Raw genomic sequence first — 2893 nt, 5'->3', positions numbered from 1 at the left:
CGCGTTCGGTGACCTCGACGTCGGGCACGTCGTGCAGCGGCCCGAGCAACCCGTGCGCCTCCAGCGCCGTGCGCACGACGGCCGCCGCACCGGCGTCGTCCAGCAGGGTGGCCACGTACCAGGCGTGGCCGCGCCCCCGTGCCGCCCGGGTCACGGCGGGCGTGCCGGCGTAGAAGTCCGCGCCGTAGGTGCCCAGCACCTCCGCGTCGTCCGGCACGACCACCTCGAACACGTGCCGGGCCTCGTGCTCGACCCCGAACAGGGTCACCGGGTTGACCACGTCGGGCTGCTGGGCGTCGGTCTCCTCGATCCGCAACCCGAGCAGCGACGCGAACGGACCCGGCACGTCGGCCGGGAACGCGTTGTCGTTTTCGTCCACCCGGCCGGACAGGGCCGTGGTCACGAACGTGCCGCCGCCCTCGACGAACGCCGTCACCCGCTCGGCCAGGTCACCCTTCACCAGGTGCAGCAACGGCGCGACGACCACGTCGTAGCCGGAGAGGTCGGCCGTCACCGGCACCACGTCCAGCGACGCGTTCGCCTGCCACAGGGCCCGGTGGTAGGTCGTGAGCACGTCGAGGTAGCGCACGTTGCGGTTGGGGCCGTCGGACATCTCGACCGCCCACCAGCTGTCCCAGTCGAGCAGCAGCGCCACCCGCGCGGGCGTGCGACCGCCCAGCAGCGCGTCACCGACCAGGGTGAACTCCGCACCCAGCTCCGCGACCTCGCGGAACAGCCGGGTGTCCGTGCGGCCCGCGTGGTCGAGCACCGCGCCGTGGTACTTCTCGCACGCCCCGCGCGACTGCCGGAGCTGGAAGTACAGCACCGCGTCCGCGCCGTGCGCGACCGACTGCCACGACCACAGCCGCAGCACGCCCGGCCGCTTGACGGGGTTGACGTCCCGGCTCGCGGTGACCGACGGGGTCTGCTCCATGACCCAGAACGGGTCGCCGCCGCGCAGCCCCCGCATCAGCCGGTGCGCCAACGCCATCCGCGCGGCCGTGCGGGCCGACGACCGGTCCTCCGGCGGGTAGTTGTCCCAGGACGCGAAGTCCAGGTGCGGCGCCCACCGGTGGTAGTCGACGGGCTGGTACAGGCCCATCATGTTCGTCGTCACGGGCGTGTGCGGCGAGTGCTCGCGGATGGCCGCCTTCTCCGCCACGAACCCGCTGAGCAGCGCGTCGGACATGAACCGCTTGTAGTCCAGCGTGATGCCCTGGAACGCGGTGTGGTCGGGCCCGCGCCAGTGCTCGGACAGCGCGTTCGGCGGCTGGACCTGCGCCCAGTCGGTGAACGTGTGCGACCAGAACGTGGTGTTCCACGCCCGGTTGAGGCCGTCGAGGTCGCCGTGGCGCTCGGTGAGCCACTCCCGGAACCCCTCGCCGCACCTCGGGCACCAGCACGCGCCGCCGTACTCGTTGCCGACGTGCCAGGCGACGACGGCCGGGTTGTCCCCGTACCGCTCGGCCAGCCGCCCGGCGACCTCTACGGACAGCCGGCGGAAGTCCGGCGACGACGGGCACGCGTTGTGCCGCTGCCCGTAGACGTGCCGACGGCCCTCGAAGTCGACGCGGCACGCCTCCGGGTACGCCTGCGCCAGCCACGGGGGCATCGCGCCGCTCGGGGTGGCCATCACGATCCGCCTGCCCTCGGCCGCCGCGCGCTCCACGATCGCGTCCAACGTCGAGAAGTCGTAGCGGTCCTCGGCGGGTTGCAGGTGCGCCCACGCGAACACACCGACCGTCACCGTGTCGATGCCTGCCAGGTCGAACGCGGCGTGGTCGGCGTCCCAGACCTCCCGGGGCCACTGCTCGGGGTTGTAGTCGCCGCCGAACGCGAGGCCGCCGAGCCGGTCGGTCAGCTCGCGGGCCGTCATGCCCGGACCTCGACGCGTCGTGCCTCGCCCCGGGCACGCCGTTCGAGGGCGTCGCCGCGATCGCGGAAGTGCATGGCTGCTCCTGGCGGTGGTGAGAATTTCTCGCGTTCGGCGCGGGCGGCCGGACGCGGAACGGTGGTGGTGCTCGGGTGCCGGGTGTTCCGGCGCTCAGGTGTGGAGGTCCCGCTGGGGTGCGGGTCCGGTGCTCTCGCGGACGGTCAGGACGGGGGTGAGCAGGACGAGCTCGTCCTCCGGCTCCTCGTCCCGCCCGACCGCGGAGATCCGGGCCATGACCTGCTCTATGGCGACCCGGCCGAGCTCCTGGGCCGGGCCCGTCACGGCCGTGAGCGCCGGCGCGTACTGCTCGGCCAGCAGTTCGGGGCAGAGCGCGATCACCGAGGTGTCCTCGGGCACGGTCCGGCCGCTGGTGCGCAGCAGGCTGAGCAGCGGCCCGATCGCCCCCTCGTTCTGCACCACGAACCCGGTGGTGCCCGGCCGGTCCGCGAAGATCCTGGCCAGCGTCCCGGCGGTGCTCTCGTAGGTGCCCTCGCACGGGCGGTGCACGAACCGCAGGCCGCGCTCCTCGGCCCGCCGGCGGAACCCCGCCAGCGTGCGCTCGGCGTACCCGGCGTGCCGCTGGTAGACGCCCGAGCCGTAGCCGATGAACGCGACCTCCCGGTGACCGAGGTCGGCCAGCTCGTCGGCGCACAGCGCGCCCGCGGCGGCGAAGTCGTGGTCCACGCAGGACAGCCCGCGCCGGTCGTCGGGCAGGCCGATGAGCGCGGCCTGCGTGCCCAGCTCGCGCAGCACCGGGATGCGCTGGTCGTCCAGCTCGACGTCCATCAGGATGACGCCGTCCGCCAGGCCGCTCGCGGCGACCCGGCGCACGCCCTCCGGACCCTCGTCGTTGGTGATCAGCAGCACGTCGTAGCCGTGCCGGCGCGCGGCGACGGTCACCGAGATGGCGATCTGCATCATGATCGGCACGTACACGTCGGCGCGCAGCGGCACCACCAG

Annotated in this window: 2 protein-coding genes; both read right to left on the bottom strand. The window is 73.5% G+C overall.

Translation table 11 applies throughout. The features are described 5' to 3' along the window. Nucleotides 1–1876, bottom strand: a 1876-nt coding sequence (locus AB0G02_RS33815; RefSeq protein WP_360802516.1) for a beta-galactosidase, incomplete at its 3' end; no start/stop codon positions are given. A gap of 168 nt (nt 1877–2044) precedes the next feature. Further along, nucleotides 2045–2893: LacI family DNA-binding transcriptional regulator (locus tag AB0G02_RS33810; RefSeq protein WP_360802513.1), on the bottom strand; the 849-nt coding region annotated here is incomplete at its 5' end.

Source organism: Actinosynnema sp. NPDC023658 (assembly GCF_040639995.1).
Taxonomy (GTDB): Bacteria; Actinomycetota; Actinomycetes; order Mycobacteriales; family Pseudonocardiaceae; genus Actinosynnema.
Note: the sequence above shows the minus strand (reverse complement) of the source record. Positions and strands in the feature narration are given on the sequence as shown.